Source organism: Pontibacter cellulosilyticus, assembly GCF_014306105.1.
GTDB lineage: Bacteria > Bacteroidota > Bacteroidia > Cytophagales > Hymenobacteraceae > Pontibacter > Pontibacter cellulosilyticus.
Genome location: NZ_JACRVF010000005.1, coordinates 232924 through 256548, shown reverse-complemented (window position 1 = coordinate 256548; position 23625 = coordinate 232924). Strand labels below are relative to the sequence as shown.

14 protein-coding genes are annotated in these 23625 nt (G+C 47.3%); 9 read left to right on the top strand and 5 right to left on the bottom strand.

The window, feature by feature from the left end:
- The first annotated feature begins 10 nt into the window (after positions 1 to 10).
- Positions 11 to 2836, top strand: coding sequence for an FAD-binding and (Fe-S)-binding domain-containing protein (locus tag H8S84_RS16625; RefSeq protein WP_187068492.1), 2826 nt, complete (start codon positions 11 to 13; stop codon positions 2834 to 2836).
- Positions 2837 to 2942: 106 nt separating this feature from the next.
- Here H8S84_RS16625 and H8S84_RS16620 read toward each other — a convergent pair whose 3' ends face one another.
- The 3 genes from H8S84_RS16620 to H8S84_RS16610 all read right to left on the bottom strand — a co-directional run bounded on the left by H8S84_RS16620 (position 2943) and on the right by H8S84_RS16610 (position 8103).
- On the bottom strand, positions 2943 to 3686 hold the full coding sequence (locus tag H8S84_RS16620; protein ID WP_187068491.1) for a DeoR/GlpR family DNA-binding transcription regulator: 744 nt from the start codon (positions 3684 to 3686) through the stop codon (positions 2943 to 2945).
- A gap of 275 nt (positions 3687 to 3961) precedes the next feature.
- Positions 3962 to 5134: an acyltransferase family protein gene (locus H8S84_RS16615; RefSeq protein ID WP_187068490.1), complete on the bottom strand. Its 1173-nt coding sequence runs from the start codon at positions 5132 to 5134 to the stop codon at positions 3962 to 3964.
- A 110-nt stretch (positions 5135 to 5244) separates the two neighbouring features.
- A complete protein-coding gene (locus H8S84_RS16610; protein ID WP_394368004.1) occupies positions 5245 to 8103 on the bottom strand; it encodes a glycoside hydrolase family 3 N-terminal domain-containing protein in 2859 nt (952 codons plus the stop codon).
- 454 nt (positions 8104 to 8557) lie between these two features.
- Here H8S84_RS16610 and H8S84_RS16605 point away from each other — a divergent pair, with 454 nt between their 5' ends.
- The 4 genes from H8S84_RS16605 to ypfJ all read left to right on the top strand — a co-directional run bounded on the left by H8S84_RS16605 (position 8558) and on the right by ypfJ (position 15203).
- Positions 8558 to 9466 carry an N-acetylmuramoyl-L-alanine amidase gene (locus tag H8S84_RS16605; protein WP_230407226.1) on the top strand — a complete coding sequence of 303 codons (909 nt, stop codon included), beginning with the start codon at positions 8558 to 8560 and terminating at the stop codon, positions 9464 to 9466.
- Between the two features lie 59 nt (positions 9467 to 9525).
- Positions 9526 to 11445 (top strand): glucosamine-6-phosphate deaminase, encoded by a 1920-nt coding sequence (gene nagB / locus H8S84_RS16600; protein WP_187068488.1) that lies wholly within the window; start codon positions 9526 to 9528, stop codon positions 11443 to 11445.
- 278 nt (positions 11446 to 11723) lie between these two features.
- Positions 11724 to 14045, top strand: coding sequence for a glycoside hydrolase family 20 protein (locus H8S84_RS16595; RefSeq protein ID WP_187068487.1), 2322 nt, complete (start codon positions 11724 to 11726; stop codon positions 14043 to 14045).
- Positions 14046 to 14303: 258 nt separating this feature from the next.
- Positions 14304 to 15203, top strand: a complete 900-nt coding sequence (ypfJ, locus tag H8S84_RS16590) for a KPN_02809 family neutral zinc metallopeptidase (RefSeq protein WP_187068486.1) — start codon at positions 14304 to 14306, stop codon at positions 15201 to 15203.
- 80 nt (positions 15204 to 15283) lie between these two features.
- On the opposite strand, the gene H8S84_RS16585 is transcribed toward ypfJ, so the two are convergent.
- Both H8S84_RS16585 and H8S84_RS16580 read right to left on the bottom strand, forming a co-directional pair.
- Complete coding sequence (locus H8S84_RS16585) at positions 15284 to 16024, bottom strand: PRC-barrel domain-containing protein (RefSeq protein WP_187068485.1); 741 nt, start codon at positions 16022 to 16024, stop codon at positions 15284 to 15286.
- Positions 16025 to 16057: 33 nt separating this feature from the next.
- Entirely contained in the window at positions 16058 to 16237 is a 180-nt protein-coding gene (locus tag H8S84_RS16580; protein WP_187068484.1) for a hypothetical protein, read from the bottom strand.
- 277 nt (positions 16238 to 16514) lie between these two features.
- On the opposite strand from H8S84_RS16580, the gene H8S84_RS16575 reads away from it, so the two are divergent.
- From H8S84_RS16575 to H8S84_RS16560, 4 genes are all read left to right on the top strand, one after another.
- Positions 16515 to 17438 (top strand): ABC transporter ATP-binding protein, encoded by a 924-nt coding sequence (locus tag H8S84_RS16575; protein ID WP_187068691.1) that lies wholly within the window; start codon positions 16515 to 16517, stop codon positions 17436 to 17438.
- Positions 17435 to 21082, top strand: coding sequence for an ABC transporter permease/M1 family aminopeptidase (locus H8S84_RS16570; RefSeq protein ID WP_187068483.1), 3648 nt, complete (start codon positions 17435 to 17437; stop codon positions 21080 to 21082). The genes H8S84_RS16575 and H8S84_RS16570 overlap by 4 nt, the downstream gene beginning before the upstream one ends.
- Positions 21083 to 21159: 77 nt before the next feature.
- Positions 21160 to 22677 (top strand): sensor histidine kinase, encoded by a 1518-nt coding sequence (locus H8S84_RS16565; protein WP_187068482.1) that lies wholly within the window; start codon positions 21160 to 21162, stop codon positions 22675 to 22677.
- A gap of 58 nt (positions 22678 to 22735) precedes the next feature.
- Entirely contained in the window at positions 22736 to 23413 is a 678-nt protein-coding gene (locus tag H8S84_RS16560; protein ID WP_187068481.1) for a LytR/AlgR family response regulator transcription factor, read from the top strand.
- Positions 23414 to 23625: the final 212 nt, after the last annotated feature.

The window sequence follows — 23625 nt, the reverse complement described above, 5'->3', positions numbered from 1 at the left end:
AGGATACTCCATGGAAATACAACAGCTTTTGGAGAACATTTTGCCAAAAGCGCGCATTCGGGCACGGTTGATAGACGTAGTGTCCTATGCCTCTGACGCAGGCTTTTATTACCTGAGGCCAAAGGCTGTGGTGCAGCCTGTTTCAGAGGATGAAGTAAAAGGGTTGTTCGCTTTCTCGCAGCAGCACAAAATTCCCCTTACCTTCCGCACAGCTGGTACCAGCCTCTCGGGGCAGTCTATAACAGATGGTATACTTGTGGACCTGAGCCAGTTCTGGAACAAGGTGCAAGTAGAGCAGGAGGGGGAACAGGTTAGGGTGCAGCCGGGTGTGATCGGGGGCATTGTAAATGCGCACTTGCGTCCCTTTAAGCGTAAAATTGGTCCGGACCCGGCAAGTATAAACTCGGCGATGGTAGGTGGTATTCTTTCCAACAACGCTAGCGGCATGTGCTGCGGGGTTAGCAAAAACTCTTACCATACCACGAAGTACATCCGGTTTATACTTCCGAACGGCAACAGCTACACCACAGAAGCCGAGGCCGATTATATCCGGTTTGAAGCAGAATGCCCGGAGCTTTTCCATATGTTGCAGGATCTGAAGCAGCAGGTACAAAGCAATCCTGAACTGCACGACATTATCCGTCACAAGTATAAAACCAAGAACACCGTTGGCTACTCTGTAAACGCCTTCATCGACTTTGAGCACCCGCTGGACATACTGGCGCACCTGCTTATTGGCGCGGAGGGTACACTTGGTTTTATTGCGGAGGCAGTACTTAACACCGTACCAGATTATCCTGCCAAATCCACGGCACTTTTATACTTCCCCGACATTTACGCAGCCTGTCAGGCCATTGTGCCTTTAACAGAGGCCGGTGCAGAGGCTGTAGAGTTGATGGATAGGGCCTCGCTTAAATCTATCGAGCACATGGCCGGTGTGCCTGCCGTGATCAATACCTTGCCCGATAAGGCAGCTGCCTTGCTGGTGGAGTTTCAGGCAAACACGCCGGAAGAGGTGCAGAAGAAGATATTGAGCTTTATGTCGATGGCACCGGAGCTTGCTTTGCTGGAACAGCCGGTATTTAGCACTGATGCAGCAGAGCAGGCGTTGCTTTGGAAGGTGCGTAAAGGTATGTTTCCGGCGGTAGGTGCAGTTCGCGCCAGCGGAACTACCGTTTTGCTGGAAGATATTGCCGTTCCGGTTGCAAAACTAGGCGATGCCATACTTGACCTGCAGGAGCTTTTCCGCAAACACGGCTATGCCAATGCCATTATTTTCGGCCATGCCAAAGACGGCAACATTCACTTTGTAGTTACGCAGGCCTTTGATTCGCCTTCGGAAGTAGAACGCTACGATCGCTTTATAAAAGAAGTGGTGGAACTGGTGGTTGGCAAGTATAAAGGTGCCCTGAAAGCTGAGCACGGTACAGGTAGAAACATGGCGCCTTTCGTGGAAACCGAGTGGGGACCGGAAATCTACCAAATCATGCGCAGACTAAAAGAGGTAGTTGATCCGCAGAATCTGCTGAACCCGGGTGTGATCATCAACCACAATAAAAACGCGCACATCCAAAACCTGAAGGAGCTGCCGAAAGTGGAAGAGGAGGTTGACCGATGTATGGAATGTGGTTTTTGTGAACACAAGTGCCCGAGCCGCAACATTACCCTCACGCCACGCCGCAGAATTGTGGTACGACGTGAGTTACTGAATTTGCAAAGAAAAGGGCAGAAGCAGGAACACGCCGAGCTACTGAACCAGTACCAGTACGATGGCCTGGATACCTGTGCTGTGGATGGTCTTTGCGCCACCGCCTGCCCTGTTGATATAAACACCGGCGACCTGGTAAAACGCCTGCGCCGCGAAAGCCACAACGATTTTGCCAATAACCTGGCCCTGCTGGTCGCCAAAAACTTTAAGCCTGTAGCCTCTACAGTTAAGTTTGGTCTGAAAGCAGGTGCAGGAATGAACAAGCTTTTCGGAGCCAACACCATGGCAAAGCTTACCAAATCAGCCAAAGGTATTATCCCTGAGTTTCCGCTCTGGACAGAACAGCTGGCACCCGCTCCGGGTTTAGGCGATGTGATGGCAAAGGCCAACATACCAACAGATGAGGCAGAAGTAGTATACTTCCCAACCTGTATCTCTCGCACGATGGGATCAACTGATGAAGCCAAGAAGAATATAATCGAAACGTTTATCAGTGTTTCGGAGAAGGTGGGCATTAAGTTTACCATTCCGAAGGATGTACAAAGCTCCTGCTGTGGACAGATTTACTCTTCCAAAGGGTACAGCAAAGCCTTTGCCTATACCGCCAACGAAACCATCAACAAAGTATGGGAGTGGACTGACAGAGGCCGGTTGCCGCTGGTGCTGGATATTACATCCTGTACTTATACGTTGCAGAACTGCCGCCCTGTGCTCACGCCGGAAAACCGTCAGAAATTTGATGTGTTGAAGATCATTGATAGCATCGATTACATCGCTGATTTTATACTTCCAAAGGCTACGGTGCTGAAGAAGAAAGCCAATGTAGTGGTGCACCCGGTTTGCTCGCTGCAGAAGATGGGCATCGAAACCAAATTTGTAAGTATAGCCAAACAACTGGCGCAGGAGGTTACGATACCGATGCACGCAGGCTGCTGCGGCATGGCTGGCGACAGAGGTTTCTTAGTGCCGGAACTAATAGCATCTGCTACGGCGCTAGAGGCAAATGAGGTAAAGCAGCGGGAGTATGAAGGCTACTACTCTTCAGCCAAAACCTGCGAAATGGCTATGACCGAGGCAGTAGGTAGGAACTATGAGTCGATTGTGTACTTGCTAGATGAGTGTATTTGAAAACATGGCGCAGGTCTCCTCGCTATAGATAAATCATAAAAGCCGGAGGCCCTGTTCCAATAAAGAACAGGGCCTCCGGCTTTTATGATTCTATACCAGTCTAAGCTTAAACTAACGAAACAGCACTCTTATACTCCTCTAAATAATTGTCTTTCGGACTAAGGTCTGTAATGAGGTAATGGATGGCATTCAGGTCACATACTTTCATATTCTGATTGGATCCCAGTTTTTCGGCGATACTCATGATGGCTGTTTTCTTTGCAGCACGAATCATAGCTTTCTTCACCTGCACCACTTCCCAGTCAGAGTCGGTAAGGCCATCGGCCATGGAAAGGCTGTTAGTGCCCAGTATACACAGGTCTACCTTTATCTCGGCTAACTGGTTGATTACCTGCGAACCGATAATGATCTGTGAGTTCTTGGAAAGCTGACCACCTAAAAGTATAACGGTGCTGTTAGAACGCTCTGCCAGCTCCAAAGCTACCAGCGGGCTTACAGTAAAAAAGGTGCACTTCAGGCCATCCGGTATCATGCGCGCCACTTCGATCATGGTAGTGCCACCGCCAACAAGTACGGTCATACCGTCCTGCAGCATATTCACTACTTTGCCTGCAATCTCCTTTTTCGATTCTTTTGCATACACTTCCACCTGCTGAAAAGGGTAGTGGAAGGACTTGGAAAGTGCACCTCCATGTACTTTCAGTATTTTGCCGCTCTCGGCCAGTTCGTTCAGGTCTCTGCGTACCGTATCTTCTGATACATTAAGTTTTATACTTAGATCCGATGAAAGTACCTTATTGTGTAGGTTTATCTGCTTTATTATAAAAGCCTGCCGTTCTTCTTTTAGCATTCTGTTATATCATGGGGTTGAAATCAAATATAAGTTATTTTCTATAAAATCAACAAAACAGAGAAAAGGATTATGTTGGAGAGGAGGAAGTAGTAATAAAGGTAGATAAAATTGCTGCCTGGAAACTTTAAGTAGTAAGTACTAGTGCTGACAAAGAAGCCTGCTCTTATGAATGAGAGCAGGCTCCTAATTTAGAAATGGCTTATACTTCTGTAGATGACAGTTTAGGCTTATGCTAGGTTTTGATTTCTGTATAGCGTGATAGACGAAGTATACTACACCTTCACATAAATCCTTTTCCTGTCCATCCAGAAGCCAATGGCCCACATCATAAGCATGTAAGACAAGGCGAAAAGGAGAGAGGCTGTTTCCCCTTCAGACCACGTCAGGAAGAGTCTTTCGTACAGCCATTTCTGCAGGCTTATCTCCCCGATTTTAATAAAGTTTAGCAGTTTAATAACGAGGGTTGCCAGCGCGAAAATGAAGAGCGGGTTTTTGCCAAAAGCTTCGAAAAAGTATGTCCATTTTACAAAGCCGGCAATCTCTATCACAAGTATAAGTCCGGCAAGTATAAGCAAGCTAAGGCCAACAGAATGCAGCACATAAGAACTGGTCCAGAGTGGCTTGTTGATCGGAAAACTCATGTCCCAAACCAGGGCAATTATAACCAGCAGGCCTCCGGCCAGGGTTAACTTAAATACAGTGTTTAAGTTGTTGCCATTCTTCTGGATGAACATACCTGCAAAATAGCCTGCTATCACATTTATAGTGGCTGGCAAAGTGCTCAGTAATCCCTCTGGGTCGAATGGAATGCCAAAGCCTTTGTAGAGGTTCTCGTCGGGTATAAATAGACTATCAAATTTAAGGGCAGCATTGCCCTCCAGGCTGTAAGGATCGGCAGGATCTCCGAAAAAGTACATGATGCCCCAGTAGCCCAGCAGTGCCACAATACTGAATATGGCTGCGCCTTTCAGCTTTAGGTAATGCACCACTAGAGAGGCAACAAAATAGCACAGGGCAATACGCTGCAGCACACCCATAATGCGTACTGCAGTAAAATCCTTCAGTACAATTTCGCCTTCAGTGCGGGTAACGAACGGGAACAGGTGCAGAAATAAACCGATCAGGAAAATGAGAACCGTACGCTTAAATACCTTCTTCAGAAAAGTACTTTGCGGTTGGCGTTCGAACTTACGCATACTAAAACTCATGGCATTGCCCACTACAAACAGGAACGACGGAAACACCAGGTCGGTAATGGTAAATCCGTGCCAGGCCGCATGTTTAAACGGGGCATAAATGGCACCCCAGGTGCCGGGGTTGTTTACCACAACCATCAGAGCGATGGTCAATCCGCGAAGTACATCAAGCGATAGATACCTTTCGTAGGCACTGTTTCTCAGCAAGCCATTGTCTGAGGTATCGCTAATTGTGATGGTCTTGTTCATGTCTGATGATTTAGTAGGCTTAAACAGGAATCATAGTTTATATTTTGTACTAGTGGCGTTAATATAAAAATAAAACAGGTCGTTTAGTAAAGCCCAAACGACCTGTTTTTTTACTGTGATACTGTAGAGGCTTCCGCTTTTACCGCCTTAGATTTTTCGATGGCGTCGTACACTACCTGCAACGCATTGGTGCGCGTGTTCAGCCTGCTTAATTTCGGATTCTCACGCGTAGGGTTCACGCGGTTCGACAGGAATACATACACTAGTTTATTCACAGGGTCTATCCAGGTATACGTGCCCGTGAAGCCAGAGTGGCCAAAGCTTACTGCAGGGGCTGACGGTGCAGCGTTACTATTCTGAGCACCTGGTTTGGATGGTCTGTCGAAACCAAGTGCGCGGTAATTGCCCTGGTCGCAGAACTGGCACTTGCTGAACTCACTTATCGTGTTGCCGGCAATGTAAGTTTTGTTGGCATAGGTGCCATCATTCAGGTACAGCTGCATCAGCTTGGCAAGGTCGTTGGCGTTACCAAACAAACCGGCATGGCCACTTACGCCCCCTAACATGGCAGCGCCTTCGTCGTGAACGGTAGTGTGCAGCAATTGAGCTCTGAAGTGCGGCTCATACTCCGTTGGTACGATCTGCGACGCTGCGTAATGCTTGTAAGGATTAAAAGTAAGCGAGGTAGCACCGATTGGCTTGTAGATATTCTCTTTCAGATATGACTCGAACTCCTGGCCAGTGATATTCTCTACTACTTTCGGAGCAAGTATAAACGACAGGTCGCTGTATACATAGCCTGGCTTCTCGTTCAACGGCGACTTAGCAATCTGCTTGTACATCTTATCGGCATACTTGCGGTGGATGTATAGGTTGGTAGCCACTTTTATCGGGAATCGAGCCGAAGAGTCTGCTTTAAAGGTTGCCCACTTAAATTTGCCGTTCTTCTTCACCGTCTCCTTCCAGAATGGTATCCAGGCTTTAAGTCCGGCTTGGTGGGTAAGGATGTCTCTATACTTCAGCTGCTCTTTGTTGGAACCCTGCATCATCGGTAAGTATGAACCAAGCGTTCTATCTACATCAAACCGGCCTTCACCTTTCAACTTCATTAAAGCTGCCAGCGAGGTAGAAATTTTTGTAACTGAAGCCAGATCGTAGAGGTCAGTGTTTTTTACGGCCGTCTCGTTGTCATAAGTATGGTAACCAAACGCTTTCTGATAGATCACTTTACCGTCTTTGGCTACCAATACCTGTGCGCCCGGAGTTGCTTTCTCGCGTATGGCCTGTGCCACTACAGAGTCGATACCAGCTAAATCCTGTGTTTTCAAACCAACAGCCTCCGGCGAAGTATAAGCCAGTCGAAAGTTGCCTTGCGTTATCAAACCGTCTCCAATTTTAAAGGCATTGGAAACCGTAACCGGCAGTTTGCCTTTGGCACCGATTCCACCAAAAATGATCTGTGAAACCACGTCCTGGGCAAGTGCATTCTCTTGGTAAGCAGTGATCACGGCACTTGCCTTGTCTACGCTCTCCAGGTTTGCCAGGCTGTACACATTACCAAACACACTTACAATCGTTTTCTGGCTGCGGATCAGTTCTTTCAGGAACAAGTTCATTTCGGCAGTGATGCCGAAGTTGCTGCTGCCAGCTTTCAGGTTCAGTTTGTGTACACCGGCAATTACCAGGTTATACTTTGCCAGCTGCTCCTTCAGTTTCTGTAGGTCGGCTAGGGTAGCAGTTGGTGTTAAATAGTATGTATCTACGTTGGTGTAGCGTGCCAAGCCTCTCTGGAAATCTGTCTCTTTATCGGTTCCGACAGCCAGGGCTGCAATGCGCAACGTGTCTAGCGCCTGGATTGGAAGTATATTCTGCTTGTTACGTAGCACGGTAACTGAGGCTTCCATCAGCTGGCGGTTCAGGTACTCAGCGTGCGGGTTGTTAAGGTCAGCAACTAGGTTCTTTGTTTCGATCGGCTCCCATTTGTCCAGGCCCATCCAAAGTTTAGCAGCCAGCACTTTGCGTGCACGGGCATCTATTTCTTCCTGCGTGATCTCCTTGTTCTGGATAGCTTTCTTTACCTCTGCAATGGTGGTTTTTACATCCATAGTGTTCAGCATCACATCATTTCCGGCAAGTAGAGCTTTCACATCAACCACCCCCGGAGGATAGAACTTAGCCACACCCTGCATGTTCAGAGCATCGGTAAATACAAGTCCTTTATAGTTCAGTTCTTTTTTAAGCAGGTCAGCTACAATCTTCTTTGATAGGGTAGAGGCAAGGTTCTTCGTATTATCCAGCACCGGGATGTTCATGTGCGCCACCATCACGCTGCCCAGGCCATTGTCCATAAGCTGGCGGAATGGGTACAGTTCAGTAGAGTCGAGGCGGATGCGGGAGAAATGGATAACCGGCAGACCATAGTGCGAGTCTACGTTGGTATCGCCGTGGCCCGGAAAGTGCTTGGCACTGGCCAGCACGTGGTTGTCCTGCATGCCTTTCATGTAGGCAATAGACTTACGCGCCACGTTATATTTATCTTCGCCGAAAGACCGGAAGCCGATCACCGGATTGTTGGCGTTGTTGTTAATGTCTACGGTAGGGGCAAAGTTTATCTGTATGCCCATGCGCTTGCATTGGCGGGCAATCTCGGCACCCATATCGTAGATCAGCTTCTCGTCTGTTACGCCACCCATCGTCATTTGGTACGGGAAACGGATGGTGCTGTCCAAGCGCATGCCCAGTCCCCACTCGCCGTCTAAACTTACCATCAGCGGTACTTTTGTTTCCTGCTGATAACGGTTTGTCATCTTTGCCTGGCGTACCGGGCCACCCTGGAAAAAGATCAGGCCACCCACTTTGTAGGTTTTGATGAGGTTGCTGATCGAGTCTATGTGCGCCTGGTTTTTATTAGAGTACACCGGGATCATGATCAGCTGTGCAATACGCTCCTCCGGCGTAAGGCTGTTCATCACCGAGTCTACCCATTTAGAGTGAAGCCCGGCCAAAAAAGCAGGGTCTCTTACAGGATCGAAGACAGGAGCAGCAGGCTTGGCTACTGTAGCTTTGCGGCTTTTTGAGCTTTTTGTTTGGGCATGCAGGTTATTTGTGCCGGTCAGCAGCAGCATAACAAGTGCCAAAGACGAGAAAAAATATTTTTTCAAGGCTAAAAGATTAGTAATAAGGTTTGATTTACTGCAATATAAGGTAATTTAGATACTTTATATTTTTATTTGCAGGAAATTTTTTAATTCCGGCAAATAAAAGCAATATTTAGGCTTTAAACGCAGCAGCACATTATTGCTAATGTAAAGCTAGCGAAAAGGACGTAACAATACCTGTGTTACTTTAGTTTGTGCAGGCTATGATACAGGTGCAAAGAATTTATACTTAAGCTAACTAGAAATGAAGGGTTCTGCTCTAAGAATGTCTCTTGTTGTACTTATCGGATTGGCAGCAGTTGCCTGTTCTGTAAACCCATATGCCGCAACAAATAAGGTGTATAAGAAGCAGGCCAAGGAGTATGGCCGTGCGTTGTGGGCAATACCTGAACAAGACGCTGCAGGGCTACCATACCCGCAGGGCGATTACTGGGTGGGTGCAACAAATTTCAACATACGCAAACCTAACTATGTCGTAATCCACCACACGGCGCAGAACTCTACAGAACAAACGCTAAAAACTTTTACAACTCCTGCCACACAAGTAAGCGCACACTATGTTATTGGCCGAGACGGTAAAGTATACCAGATGCTGAACGACAACCTGCGTGCCTGGCATGGCGGAGCAAGCAAATGGGGAAACACCACCGACCTCAATTCTACTTCTATAGGCATAGAGTTGGATAACAACGGCGCAGAACCCTTTGCAGAGGCGCAGATCAACAGCCTGCTGGGCGTGTTGCAAACACTTAAAAAAAGGCACGGCATTCCGGCAGCGAACTTCATCGGACACTCCGATATTGCACCTACCCGCAAAGTAGATCCTAACCCTACTTTCCCCTGGAAGAAATTAGCAGATAATGGTTTCGGACTATGGTATGATGCTGATGTGCTGGACAGTGTAATGGTAGCCAAAACTACTGTTGATTCTGTTGCTATAGCTGATACTACTTTATTGCAACCAGAGATGCTCGTATTTGAGCAGGTGCCGGTGCACAAGATCCCGGAGAATTTCAACCCGCAGGACGCGCTGCGAATTATAGGTTATGATACACGCGATATGAATGCTGCCATCAAGGCTTTTAAGTTACATTTTATACAGTCGGAGGTAAACGCAACCTTAACTGAAAAGGACAAACTCATACTTTACAACTTATACCTGAAATACAGGTAGAGAAACAAATTCAGCTGGAAACAGCACCTTACTAGAAAGAACACTGCAAACGATAAACTATGGCTCGATTAAACCTTCTTGAGGAAACACGTTTTGAGAAGTTGCCTACCACAATCTATCCTGACCAAAGGGAAGCATCTGTAAAAGTAGCGCAGCGCATTGCCAACCTGATAAAGAAAAAGCAGCAGCAAAACCAACTGGCTGTGCTGGGCTTAGCAACAGGTGCAACGCCAATCGGGGTATATGCGGAGTTGGTGCGTATGCACCGTGAAGAGGACCTGAGCTTCGAGAATGTAATTACCTTTAACCTGGACGAGTACTACCCAATGCAGCCAAACGCTGCGCAGAGTTATGTTACGTTCATGAACGAGAACCTCTTCGATCACATCGATATAAAAAAAGAGAACGTTCACATTCCGGATGGTACTTTGCCGCTGGATGAAATCCATGAATACTGCCTGGACTATGAGCGCAAAATTGAAGAGGTAGGCGGACTGGACCTGCAGATCCTGGGTATCGGTCGTACGGGTCATATCGGTTTTAACGAACCTGGTTCGGCGCCGAACTCTGGTACACGACTGGTAACGCTGGATGATCTGACCCGACGCGATGCTTCCCGTGACTTTGGTGGTAAAGAGAATGTGCCGCGCAAAGCCATCACCATGGGTATCGGTACCATCTTTAAGGCCCGCGAAATTATTCTGATGGCCTGGAGCGGTAAAAAAGCGCCTATCATCAAAAAAGCAGTGGAAGGCGAAATGTCTTCGGAGGTGCCGGCTACTTACCTGCAGCTTTCGGATAACGTAGAGTTTGTGCTTGATATGGACGCTGCATCTGAACTAACGCGCTTTAACACGCCTTGGCTGGTAAAAGACTGTGTGTGGGATGATGCACTTATCAAGAAAGCAGTTATCTGGTTGTCAAATACTGTGAACAAGCCTATCCTGAAACTGACGGATGAGGACTATAACAACCATGGCATGGCACAACTGGCCACTGAGAAAGGCCCTGCTTATAACATCAATATCGACATCTTTAATAAACTGCAGCGCACCATTACAGGCTGGCCTGGAGGTAAACCCGGAGCCGACGATACCCGCCGTCCGGAGCGTGCCGAGCCTGCACAGAAGCGTGTGGTTATTTTCTCACCGCACCCCGACGATGATGTAATTTCAATGGGTGGTACCTTTATCCGTCTGGTAGACCAGGGACACAACGTGCATGTAGCGTACCAAACATCAGGCAACACTGCCGTTTGGGACGATGACGTGCTGCGTTACATGGAATTTGCCATTGACTTTAACAGTAGCTTAGGGCAGGATACAGATAGGCTAGAGTCTATCTACAGCAACATGCGTCTGTTTATGGAAGACAAACAGCCAAACCAGCTCGACCCGAAAGAGATACGCGATGTAAAGGCTTTTATCCGTAAGAGCGAAGCTATATCCGGCGCCCGTTACGCAGGTCTGTCAGATGACCACATTCACTTTATGGCGCTGCCTTTTTATGAAACCGGTAAAACTGTTAAGAACCCTGTAACAGAAGTAGATGTGCAGCTGACCATGGAATTGCTGCAGAAAATTAAGCCTCACCAGGTATTTGCCGCCGGCGACTTTGCCGATCCGCACGGTACCCACATTGTTTGCTTCAGAATTGTTGAGGAGGCCCTACGACGACTGCTTAAGACAGAGGAGTGGGCACAGGACTGCTGGCTGTGGATGTACCGCGGTGCATGGCACGAGTTCGAGACGCACGAAATCGAGATGGCCGTGCCGCTTTCGCCGCAGGAGGTAGAGCGCAAGCGCTTTGCCATATTTAAGCACCAGTCGCAGAAAGACAGGCCGGTTTTCCCTGGCGATGATGAACGTGAGTTCTGGGTAAGAGCCGAGGAACGCACACGCGAAACAGCTCAGAACTATGACAAGCTAGGCTTAGCTGACTATGAAGCCATGGAGGCTTTTGTTAGATGGAGATTTTAAGATAGTTTTTTTATTTGATTAAGGGGAACTTCCTTGTGTGGTGTTGCAGGTGTTACGTAAGTTTTACCTGCTCACCATACCTGGGAGTTATTTTTTTACTATCCACCTTAACACAGAATACTTAGCCTGAAATTTGCAGTATTATCTTGTAAAGTAAACTTCTGTATCTTTAAGTATAGTTAAATTAGTACGGTAGTCTCCTTCAGCGCTGTTAGAAGTAGCCGCCATTACGAATAAGCACACGACATTTACATAAGAGCACCCTTACCAGCATAAGTATGAATATCAAAACAAAGTTAATAGCTCTGGCCTTAAGTATAGTTTCTGCAGCAGCTGTGCCTGTAATGGGACAAACTGTATCCCTGATTCCGCAGCCGGCACAGGTAAGTATGCAGAAAGGCAGCTTCGCCATCAACAAAGACACGAAAATCTATGTGGATGATAAAAACGAAGAGCTAAAGCGTATTGCAGAGCAGTTGGCCCGGGAGATAAAAGAGAAAACAGGTGTTGAGCCAGAGCTGGAGTATAAAAGACCTAAAAGCAAAGACAAGAACCTGATTCATCTTACGCTGCAGGGCTCAAACGATACCCTGGGTACAGAAGGCTATACAATACAGGTACAACCTGCCTGCATAACATTAGCTGCCAATGAGCCCAATGGTATTTTCCTGGGTACACAAACCATACGGCAGTTGTTGCCGGTTAAGCCAAGCACAGCTGCCGTTACCATACCTGCCTTAAGTATAGTTGATAAGCCGCGTTACAGCTGGCGCGGCATGCACCTGGATGTGGTACGTCATTTTTACCCGGTAGAATTCGTGAAGAAGTACATCGACTACCTGGCCATGCACAAGTATAACACCTTTCACTGGCACCTGACCGATGACCAGGGCTGGCGTATCGAGATAAAGAAATACCCAAAATTAACCCAGGTAGGCGCATGGCGAGACAGCACCCTGATCGGCCATTACTGGGATCTGCCGCAGACCTACAAAAAAGAACGCCACGGTGGTTACTATACACAGGAACAGATCAAGGAAGTAGTAAAGTATGCGCAGGAACGTTACATTACTGTAGTGCCGGAGATCGAAATGCCAGGGCACGCCTTAGCGGCACTCACAGCCTACCCTGAATTATCGTGTACCGGCGGGCCTTTTAAAGTAGAATCTAAGTGGGGTATTTTTCATGATATCTTCTGTGCTGGTAACGAACAGACTTTTGCCTTTCTGGAGGATGTACTGACGGAGACAATTGCGCTTTTCCCGAGCAAGGTTATTCATATAGGTGGCGACGAGGCTCCAAAAACCCGCTGGAAAGCATGCCCGAAATGCCAGGCGCGCATGAAGCAAGAAAACCTGAAAGACGAGCACGAGCTACAAAGCTATTTTGTGCAGCGCATGGAAAAATTCCTTAACGCAAAAGGCAGAACCATTATCGGCTGGGATGAAATTCTTGAAGGCGGACTGGCACCAAATGCTTACCTGATGTCGTGGCGCGGCACAAAGGGGGGGATAGAGGCTGCCAAGCAAAAGCATTACGTGGTAATGACACCTGGAACGCATTTATACTTTGACCATTACCAGGGAGAGCGCGAACTGGAGCCGATTGCCATCCACGGCTATAATCCACTGCAGAAAGTATACAACTTTGAACCTACTCCGGCAGAACTATCGGCAGATGAGAAGAAATATATACTTGGCGCACAGGCAAACGTATGGACAGAATATATCCCAACAGCCTCGCACGTGGAGTATATGATTATGCCGCGCATGGCTGCCTTATCGGAAGTGCTCTGGACTCCTGTAGCTAAAAAAGACTGGGATAGCTTTAAGAACCGTATGCAGCAGCAATACAGGCGTTATAATGCTATGGGTATAAACTACTCCCGCAGCGCTTTTAATGTACAGCAGAACCTGCAGGTAGATACCACAACTGAGCAGGTGCAGGTAAGTTTTGCAAATGATGCTGCCAATACCACTATTCGATATACTTTAGATGGCAGTAATCCCACAGCAGCGTCGGCAGCCTACACTAAGCCATTCACATTAAACAAATCGGCTGTAATCAAGGCGGCTTCGTTTGTAGACGGGCAGCAGGTTGGCAAAATAAGTAATAAGACTTTTGATGCCCACAAGGCTTTTGCGAAACCTGTAACGCTGATCACGCCTGCCCACTCCAGCTATAACAACAAAGCCAAACTGGTGAACGGATTGAAAGGCTCTACAGATCAAACAGACGGCCACTGGACAGGATTCTTGGGTACCGATATGGAAGCAGTGCTTGACCTGAAAGAAGTGAAGCCGGTGTCAAAGTTGAGCTCCTCTTTCATGCAGAACATCGGCTATCGTATTTTCCTGCCTGCCCAGATTGAGTACGCTGTGTCTGAGGACGGTAAGAACTATAAGACGGTAAAGGTGATCAATAACCCTGATCCTACTGCCGAAGAAGGTATACTTACTCGTGAGTATAGCACAACCATACCTGCCACAAAGGCACGTTACGTAAAAATAAAAGCTACCAATGTGGGAGTGAGTCCGGCAAAGTATCCATCAGCAGGCCAGAAGACTTGGTTGTTCTCAGATGAGCTGATAGTGGAGTAAGTTAAAGTATAATTAAAATAAAGCCGGAGCTGATGTAGTACTAATCAGCTCCGGCTTTACTTTTTAGTGCTTATACCATTTAGAGTCATGTATTGAGCAGGAGATTTACTTCCATACTTTACAGGCATTCAGAATAAACTATAAACATCCAAGTGAAGCTGCCCGCCGTTATACTCTTCGGAAATAAGTATATACTTAATGTGGAAAGGTGGAAATCTAGCAAATCCATCTTCGTCCTCTTTATTAATATCAGACTTTATGAAATGGCGAGGCAGAAGAAAAAGTACCAACATAGAAGACCGTAGAGGTCAATCAGCAGGAGGTTTCGGAGGCGGCAGAGGCATCAGTCCTATGCTGCTTGTACCATTGTTCCGACTCTTATTCTCGAAAGTGGGGCTGATTATAGTGGGGGTGCTGGTGCTGATAATGTTTTTGACAGGCACTAATCCCATCGCGCTCCTGCAGCAGTTTGTTGGCGGTGAGCCGCAGTATGCACAGACAACTGACTACCAGCCCGGCCCAGAAGAGCAGGCGCTGGCAGAGCAAACAGCCGTAGTGCTGGCAGACACCGAAGATGTATGGAACAAGATCCTGCAAGGGTACAGAGAACCCACCCTGGTACTGTTTTCCGAGCAGGTAAACTCAGCCTGCGGGCTTGCCTCTTCGGCTACAGGCCCGTTTTATTGTCCGGGAGATGAGAAACTGTACATCGACCTGAGCTTTTTTGAAGAGATGGAACGCAAACTCGGTGCGGAAGGTGACTTCGCGCAAGCCTACGTGGTGGGGCATGAGGTGGGGCACCATGTGCAGAACCTGACAGGTACCATGGACAAGGTTAATGCTATGCGGGGCCAGTTATCCGAAGTGGAGTTTAACAAGTTGATGGTAAGAGTGGAGTTGCAGGCGGATTTCTATGCCGGGGTTTGGGCGCACCACACCCAAAGAGCTACAGGCTTTATGGAACCCGGTGACCTGGAAGAGGCCCTGAACGCGGCAAGTGCCATCGGCGATGATCGGCTTCAAAAGCGGGCCACTGGAAGAGTGGTACCAGACTCCTTCACACACGGAACCTCTGCCCAAAGGGTCCGCTGGTTTAGAAGAGGCTTCGAGACGGGCGATGTGAGGCAGGGAGATACCTTTAATGCGGTTGAGTTATAAAATCAATTACTACATACCAGTAGAAAAAAAAGCCTCTCCAATACCGGAGAGGCTTTTTGTTTTGGTGCGGTGCAGTTCTGCTACAGGTCGAGTGCTCTTTTCTTCAGAAGTATAAACTCTTCCTCGGTAATAGAACCCCTATCGCGCAGGTCCTCCAGCCTTTCGATGGTGGCAATGGAGTCTTGTACGTTCTTTGGTTTTCTGTCTTCGCTTCGCAGGTCGTCAGGCGTGTAGGCAGAATAATCCTGTTTTGTATGGTCGCGTACTGTGCGATTTTTTACTTCTCTGTCTGAAGTATAAAACCGCTCCTCGTTGTAAGCGTCATCGTTATAAAAGTCGTTTGAGATGTGCCGCCTGTCCGTGTGCTGGTTGCGAAGCGCATCATCAAAATCCCCTTTGTAATTATCGTCCTTGTCTGCTACGGTATCGCGCTGCGAACGATGAAAATGATCGCGGATAGCATACTCGTAATCTTCCGGAATAGAGCCGCCAGGGTAAACCGGATAGTTCCCGATAGATCTTGAGTCGATAGAGGAGACAAACACATTTTTGCCCTTCTTGTCGAGTGCTGCAGCGCCAATTGGTATCAGCATGTGCTGGTCTCTTTCGGTATTAAAGAAACCTCGGTCAGCTACAACAGACAGGTAGCGTGCCTTCATGGCATGGATATCCACGATCAGGTCTTTTACAATGCCCAGGCTTTCACCGTCGGCGCCTACCACTCTCCAGCCAATCACATCGGGGTTGTCTTTTGCAATTTTATAGTCTTTCAGGTTGCCGAGCGCAGCTAACCTGTCGTTTCTTATTTCTTCGTTTGCCATTGTTTTGCTTAAATTTAAGTTTGTGTTATAGCCTTATACTAACAGTGGTAGAGTGCCGGCGGGCATAACATAGCCTACTTCCACTTCTTCTTCAACAACTGTATTCTCAGTTACGAGCTCATAGATTGCCCAGCCCAGCAACGCCAGAATCACGATCAGGAGCAGCCATGGCCATACAGGTCTTTTTTTGCGTTCGATGTTTATCTCTGCCATTTTACACTTTCTTTATTTCATAGTTTTATTAACTCACACCCTATTTACATGGGTATAATATTCAAGTGATTTTAATACGCTGCCAGGTACATTATAGTTGATAATGAAGAGGCAACGGTGCAGCTGTACATTCTGCTTAAAACCCTATGTCTTCTTATGTATAAATCGATTCATCACATCTTTTCATGCTTTCATCACATAGAGTTGAAGCCCACATAGCAATTGGCTACACTTGTCCATACTTTATCTATTGTCGCACTACAAAACGAAAAATGGTATGGGTGCTCCTGATCTGCTATCGATCCGAAACGTTTCCAAAGCCTATCCGAATGGGGTAAAGGCGCTACAAAATGTAAGTCTGAAAATACCAAAGGGTATGTTTGGTTTGCTTGGGCCGAATGGTGCGGGCAAGTCTACGCTGATGCGCATTTTGGCTACGCTGCAAACGCCAGACGAGGGGCAGATACATTTAGGAGAGATTGATGTAGTAAACCAGAAGGATGAGCTGCGCAAAACACTTGGGTACCTGCCACAGGAGTTTGGTGTGTACCGCAATGCCAGTGCTGAGAGTCTGCTAAATCATTTTGCCATCCTGAAAGGCATCACAAGCAAATCCATCAGAAAAGAAGTAGTACACGGCTTACTACAGCAAACTAATTTGTGGGAGGTGCGCAAGCAGAAATTGGGTGGCTATTCGGGTGGTATGAGGCAGCGTTTTGGCGTGGCCGTAGCTTTGCTGGGTAACCCCAAGCTGCTCATCGTGGATGAGCCAACAGCGGGTCTTGACCCTGCTGAACGGGTACGTTTCCTGAACCTATTGAGTGAGTTAGGCGAGAATAGTGTGGTTATACTTTCCACGCATATTGTGGAGGATGTGTCGGAACTGTGCACGAACATGGCCATCATCAACAAAGGGCAAATTTTACTCGAAGCAGTGCCGCTCTTAGCCATTGATAATTTAAAAGGCCGCATCTGGCGACGTGTGATCGCAAAGGGTAAGTTGCCAGAGGTAGCGCAGGAGCACAAGGTGATCTCTACCAAGATGCTCGGTGGCCACACAGTTGTACATGTCTACAGCAAAGAAGACCCCGGCAGTGAGTTTGAGCAGGTGGCACCAGACCTGGAGGATGTATACTTCTGCACCATGACAGGCCACTACACGCAACACCAGTACCAGCCAGCAAAGGAGGTAGTACTATGAAATTACTGGAGATCTTTCGATTTGAGTTGAAGTACCAGCTTAGTCGCTGGTCTACCTGGATATACTTCCTGATCTTTCTTGGAATTACAACTGCCATGATGCTAAGCTTCGTGGACAATGCCCGGAACGGAGATTACCTCTTAAACGCGCCTATCGTAATCGGTGCCATTATATCTATTGCTAGTTTGCTGGGTATCTTGGTTTCAGCTGCTGTGGCCGGCGATGCAGCAACTCATGATGTGCAGGAAGGCGTGGAGCCGCTGCTTTATACTTCGCCGCTCTCGAAGTTCACCTACCTTGGTGGCCGGTTTCTGGGTGCCTTTACCGTGAGTGCCATGGTGCTTACTGCCGTTCCAATTGCTTTGATGTTTGCCAAAGCTATACCTGATCTGGAAGCCTCTCTGTTCGGACCTTTCAGCCTGACCTCTTACCTCAATGCATACTTCCTGGTGGCTTTGCCAAATACATTTATTATCACAGCTATTTTATTTGTGGTGGCGCTGCTAAGCAGGAATGCGTTGGTAAGTTTTCTGGTAGGTGCCGTTTTGTTTATGGTAGGGTTAACAAGCAAAGAGGTGCTCGCCGATCAAATGGGCATGTGGGAATTAGCCAGGCTGCTGGATTTGTCTGTTTTTACCATTTATGGAGAGCTGCGCCAATCGCTTCCGCCTACTGAACTCAACATTCGGCAGGTGGGGCTGGAGAAGTGGCTGCTCTTAAATCGTCTGCTTTGGCTTGCTGTGGCAATAGGCGTGTTGGTGATTGCACATCTCAGCTTCCGGTTTAACCATTATGTGGGGAGTAGTTGGTTTAAACGTTTGTTTAAAAAGAAAACAGTTGCTGCAGAAATGTCGGTTACGGCTCCTATTGCAGTGCCGCAGGTACACGGAGAGTTTACCTCCAGAACAAGCCTATATCAACTTATGGATATTGCCTGGCGCTCCCTCAGAGAAAGCCTTTTCAGTTGGGGGTGGTTAGCCATACTTGGCGCAGTTGCTTTCTTTCTGTTCTTAGGCCCTGAACTGCTGGAAGGCCCAATCGGAGTGCCGCGTTTCCCTTTAACCGGACTGGTGATTAACCTGTACAGTTTCTTTCCGATAAAATTATTGGTGGTGGCGCTGATCAGCTTATATGTAGGGCAGGTTGTCTGGCGAGAGCGGGACGCACGTATGGGCGACATTTCTGACGCAACTCCTGTACCGGACGTACTGCAGCTGTTAGGTAAATTTATCAGCGTTGTGCTGATGCTTGTATTGCTGCATGTGGCATTTATGTTGGCAGGTATCCTTATCCAAGTGCTGCTAGGTTACAGTACGTTCGAAATAGGCCTTTACCTGCGTGTGCTTTTGGGGCTGCAGTTGGCCGAATACCTGCTGTTTGCTGCTGTTGCTATGGCCGTGCATGTGCTGGTAAACCAGAAGTATATGGGGCACATCATTATATTGCTCACTTTTCTTTACACTGCTTTTGCAGGTGAATTTGGTATTAGGCATAACCTGCTTATTTATGGCGCATCACCAGAATGGTCTTACTCAGCCATCAGCGGTTTTGGGGCCACTGTTGGTCCATGGCTGCTATTCAAGCTATACTGGGCAGGTTGGGCATTGCTGTTAGCTGTACTTGCAAAACTGTTTTGGGTAAGAGGCCGCGAAACTTCATTCACAGAAAGACTGCAGCATGTTTTTGTGCGTCCTACCCAATCCATAGTGTTGTTAGGTGCTGCCGGAGTGTTGCTAGTTATATCGCTGGGGTCTTTTGTGCTGTACAATACCAACGTGCTTAACAAGTACCATACACCTGATGAGCTGGCAGAGCGACGTGCGGAGTATGAGCGGCGATTCGGAAAGTATAGCAGCACACCGCAACCAAATTTAACAGCTACCAGTCTGCACGTAGAGATTTTCCCGGACAAACAGGAGGCGGTTATGAATGGCGTCTATACACTAAAGAACAAAACCAAGGTTTCTATAGATACGGTGCATTTGGCTACTGCCGCAGAGGTAGAAACAAGCGATATTAGTTTTGATAGGGACGCAAAAATTATACTTGCAGATAAAGCACTGCGCCATACTATCTATACTTTAAAGCAACCACTTCAACCAGGCGATTCACTTGAATTAAGCTTTAAAATACACTTCAAGCAGAACGGCTTTACGAACGATGGTATTAAAAAGGCTGTGGCAGAAAACGGCACTTTCTTCGTTGCCCAGGACTGGCTGCCGGCCATAGGCTACCAGTCTATCAGAGAACTAGATAACCCTGTTGCGCGCAGTGTTCATAACCTTGCTCCTAAACCGGCTACTCCATTGCTGCACGATAAGAAGGCCCGTTACAAGGTGGCAAATCGTGGGCGAGTACGGTTTAGCGCTACATTGGGTACAGCAGCAGATCAATTGGCAATTGCGCCCGGCAAGCTTACAAGATCCTGGACTGAGAATGGAAGGCGATACTTTCACTACACCGCTGATAGCCCAATTCGTACTATGCAGCCTATTTTCTCGGCAAAGTATGCAGTTAAGGAAGATAAGTGGAAAGATGTGCAGATACAGATTTATCACCACCCAGAGCACACCCAGTACCTCGATAGAATGATGCAAAGTACAAAAGCCTCACTGGCCTACTTTACTAAAACCCTCGGGCCTTATCCGCACAAGCAAATTAAATTTGTGGAGTATACCCGTTCAGGAACCAGTGCAACCTCATATCCGGGTACCATTGCCTACACAGAAGGTTTTGCCGTCTTAAACCCGGATGCTGATGAACGTGAATTTGATTTGACTTTTGCAGTAGTGGCGCATGAGATTGCGCACCAGTGGTGGGCACACCAGCTGATTCCGGCATCTGTAGAGGGAGCTCCTGTACTTTCTGAAAGCCTTGCCTGGTACAGCGCCCTGGGTGTGGTGGAGGAAACGTATGGGACGGAGCACCTGCGCCGGCTGCTCTACGTGATGCGCAGTTCCTACTTAACCCCACGCTCTAAAGCTGACGTACCTTTGCTTCGTGCCACGGACGAATTTTTGTCTTACCGCAAAGGGCCTTTTGCCATGCACATGCTGCGGGAATATGTAGGGCAGGAGCGTGTGAATGTGGCCTTGCGGAATTTGCTGCAAAAGTATAGTTCCGGAGAGCCACCGCTAGCCACCACGCTTGATCTTTACAGGGAACTACAGGCAGTTACACCAGACTCTTTAGAACACCTGCTGTCAGACCTCTTTGTGAAGAACACCTATTGGGAAATAAAGACAAAAGAAGCGCAGGCACAGCAGTTGTCTGATGGAAAGTGGCAGGTAACGCTGGAGGTGCAGGCACGCAAGGTAATGGCCGACGAAGCCGGCAAGGTATCTGAGTTGCCGTTGAACGATGCTGTGGAGGTTGGTGCTTTTCTAGCTGGAAAGGATGACTTTACTGGCAAGGAAATATACTTACAGAAACACCGCATCCGTTCCGGTATCCAGCATATTCGTTTTGTGGTACCCGAAAAGCCAGTTTTCGCAGGGATCGATCCGCATAATGTTCTTATTGATGCGCAGCCTTACGACAATATCAAAAAGACTAAAATTGTAGAGCCAGTGAAGCTTTTTGGTGCCGTGCCGGTGAAGCAGCGGGAGCAGCTGATGCAATATGTTATTGGCGCTTACCTGTAGTATTTATTCCATCACAAATTCTAATACATTCGTCACATTTTTTATTTTTCGAATAGGCATTCTATTATTATTGTTCCATGAATGATTTGACACTAAAAACTTACATAGCAGAACCAATCCACCGAAACAAGGTAGAGTTTTGGGCAGCCACCACCATTTTTGTGTTCGCCTTATTTTCATTGGCTATAGGCGTTAGCCCAAACAGGTATTTATTTAGAGAGGCAGGAATCGAGTATAATTACTACGAGCATTACTTCATTCCGCAGCTGTTCAGGTACCTGCTGCTTTACCTGGTGTTCCTGTTCACTAACTTTGTGCTGATACCAAAGCTGCTCAAGAAAAAGCTCCTTTGGCTAAACGCATTCCTTACGCTGATCACGTTTGTGGCCGTTGGTCTTTTTGTTGGCATTCTGGATACTTATACAAAAGGCTATCTGTTTGCCCGGTTCGAATCATTGGACGATACTTATGACTTCATTTTTCAGCAGAGCTACCACTACGCTTTCTGGTTGTTGATCATGCTGGCGTTCTATACTGCTATTAAATACAGCGGTCTTTACCTGCTCTCTAATTCAACTTCGATAGAGTCTAAGTATAAGATCATAACACGGGATGTGCTGACAGCTTTCGTGGCCTGGATGGTGAGTGTGTTCCTGCTCCTGATCCTGAACATCGGCGAAGAAATTACGATTATATGGGGACTGGTATCACTAAGTGCTCTGATCATTTACTGCTACTCATTTTACTCTTTACTGCCGAAGGCACTTCACAAAAAGAACCCTTTCCGGTATTATGCCATCATCAGTGCGATTATACTTATTGTTGCTTATCTGCCGGTGGCCTTCCTGATGATGCTGCTGTTCCAGGATGAGGACACTGCCTTTGGTTCAAGTATGTTTAATGTGGTGTTTCACATGTTTATAACAGTGCCTGCCACCTGGTTTTTGTTTAAACGCCACTTAAAAGGCAATGAGGAACTGTATGTACTGAAGGAGGAACTGGGTAAATCAACAGCCAACGTAGACTTTCTGCGTTCACAGATTAACCCGCACTTCTTGTTCAACGCCCTGAATACACTTTACGGAACAGCCCTGCAGGAAAACAGCGAACGCACAGCACAGGGTATACAGATGCTGGGCGACATGATGCGCTTTATGCTGCACGAGAATCTGCAGCAAAAGATCTTACTGTCGCGGGAGATCGAGTATATGCAAAACTTTATAGAACTGCAGACATTGCGTACTTCAGCGTCCCCGAACATCAGCATAGAAACCAAGATACAGGAAGTTGTCTCAGATAAGTTTATTGCTCCGATGCTGCTGATCCCGTTCGTAGAGAATGCCTTTAAGCACGGCATCAGCCTAAAACATAAATCCTGGATAAGAGTTACGCTGCACATTGCCGGAAATAAGCTATACTTTGATGTATACAACAGCATCCATGACAAGCAGGAACTAGACCCGGAAAAAGACAAATCAGGTGTTGGGTTGATAAACGTGAAGCAGCGCTTAGAACACCTGTACCCGAACAGGCACGAACTGATGATCAGAGAAACAGCTGAAGAATATTTTGTGCACCTGACGCTTCAGCTTTAACAGGTATCAATAAACAGAGTAGACAAGTATAAATATTAGGCAACTATAAAGAAATAGCATGAGGGCAATTGCAGTAGACGACGAACCACTGGCACTGGAAGTAGTAAAAACGCTGGCATCCAAGGTACCATACCTGGACCTGACAGCCACCTTTACAGATGCCTTCCAAGCCTTGGAGTTCCTGCAAAGAGAGTCGGTTGACCTGATTTTTTTGGATATTAAAATGCCCGACATTACCGGACTGGAGTTTGTAACAAGCCTGCAGAAAAAGCCACTGGTGATCTTTACCACTGCCTACTCCGAGCATGCTGTTACCAGTTTTGAGCTGGATGCTGTTGACTATTTGCTGAAGCCGTTTTCGCTGGCCCGCTTCGTGAAAGCCTGCAACAAGGCACAGGAGTTATACTTGCTGCGCAATGGTAGTGCAGCAGATACAGCCAAAGATTACGTGTTCCTGAAGACAGGATACGAGCAGGTAAAGGTGCATTTTGAGGAGATTTTATACTTAGAGGCAGCAGGTAATTACGTAACGTTTGTGCTGGAGGATAAAAAACTGCTGACCCGCATGACCATAAGCGAAGCATCCGATATGCTGCCTGAAAGTAAGTTTGTGCGCGTGCACCGGTCCTACATAGTAGCCAAAAACAGAATAGATAAGATTGAGCGCCACCAGGTGTGCATTAAAGGTAACGAAGTGCCGGTTGGCGCATCATATATGCAGCAGCTGCAAGTATAAAGCTGCTGGTAAATCAGGTGGCACACATTTGCCCTTTGTGCCACTTTCAAATTTAGGTTAGTTGTTTGTGAATGGCCCCACCTCTGTTCTTTTCAGGAAGGACGCAGGTAGAGAAAAAAATTTACCTCTTGGGAGGGACAGGGGTGGGTATGCCTTTTTACGAGCAGCTAAAGCCTTAAAAGCTTACATAAATACAATTTTAAATAGATACT